Origin of the sequence: Streptomyces sp. ID05-39B, assembly GCF_033794725.1 — a bacterium.
In the GTDB taxonomy this organism is placed as follows: Bacteria; Actinomycetota; Actinomycetes; order Streptomycetales; family Streptomycetaceae; genus Streptomyces; species Streptomyces bobili.
The window spans coordinates 1-1,011 of sequence record NZ_JARGEF010000522.1 but is presented as its reverse complement, the minus strand read 5'-3'; the positions used below and the strand labels follow the sequence as shown (position 1 = coordinate 1,011).

2 protein-coding genes are annotated in these 1,011 nt (G+C 72.4%); both read right to left on the bottom strand.

The window, feature by feature from the left end; translation table 11 throughout:
* Positions 1 to 130: 130 nt before the first annotated feature.
* Positions 131 to 622, bottom strand: coding sequence for an SUKH-3 domain-containing protein (locus P1P75_RS41665; protein ID WP_319265283.1), 492 nt, complete (start codon positions 620 to 622; stop codon positions 131 to 133).
* A gap of 55 nt (positions 623 to 677) precedes the next feature.
* Positions 678 to 1,011: YwqJ-related putative deaminase (locus P1P75_RS41660; RefSeq protein ID WP_319265280.1), on the bottom strand; the 334-nt coding region annotated here is incomplete at its 5' end.

The window sequence follows — 1,011 nt, the reverse complement described above, 5'->3', positions numbered from 1 at the left end:
TCCCCCCCCCTCCAGGGTCCCCCCCAAAGGTTGCGCTTGCCTGGGGGGTTCGTGTCGGGGCCGACGGATGCGGGGGGTTTCCGGGTGTCGGCGGTGATTCCGGCGGAGTAGGGGTGAGGGCCCCGGGGGGTCAGCCTGCGGTGAGGCGGACGGGTTCGACGCCGGAGATGAGAGCGGTGAGGGCTTGGTCGATGGTGGGGCCGAGGTACCAGTCGCCGGTGTGGTCGAGGGCGTAGACGCGGCCTTCGGCGTCGATGGCGAGGAGGGAGTGGCTGTCGGTCTCGGCGCCCAGGGGGCTGACGTCGGTGTCGAGGGCGCGGCCGAGGTCGGCGAGGGTGCGGGCGAGGTGGAGGCCGTGGAGGGGGTCGAGGTGGACGGCTGCGGGGGCGATCTGGCGGCCAGGTCCTGTGGGGGTGATGTGGAGGCCGCCGAATTCGGCCCAGGCCTCGACGGCGGCGGGGAAGACGGCGTGGCGGTGGCCGGCCGGTGAGGTGTGTTCGCGTAGGGCGTCGGCCCAGATTTCGGCCTGTTTGATGTCCCAGCGTCCGGGTTGCCAGCCGGCGGCGCGCAGGGCGGCGTCGGCGGGTACGGCGAAGCGTGTGGTGGTGCGGTCGGGGTGCATCTGCCCTTCGTTCGTCGGGGTCGTGGGGCGGCGCGGGGTGGTGTGTGGGGTGAGGTCAGCTCTCGTCGGTGGGGTCGACGATGCGGACGCCGAAGTGGGCGCTGAGGGCGGTGCAGGCACGGCAGGGGGCGGCGAAGCTGCCGTGGAGGGGGTCGCCGTCCTCGCGGATGCGCCGGGCGGTGAGTTTCGCCTGTTTGAGTGCTTTGCGGGCTTCGCCGTTGGTCATGGGTCTGCGGGTGGCGCGTCTGCTGCGGGTGGCGTCGGCCGCGGCGATGTGCCGGGAGATGAGGAGTGCTTCGGCGCAGCGGCCGGTGTAGCGGTCGCGTCGGTCGCTGGGGAGGGTGTCGAGGAAGTCCTGGACGAGGGGGTGCAGGGCCCTTAAAAAAACT

What these genes read in the sequence shown, in the direction of transcription:
- P1P75_RS41665 (WP_319265283.1), bottom strand. Translation starts at nt 622, where the DNA reads ATGCACCCCGACCGCACCACCACACGCTTCGCCGTACCCGCCGACGCC.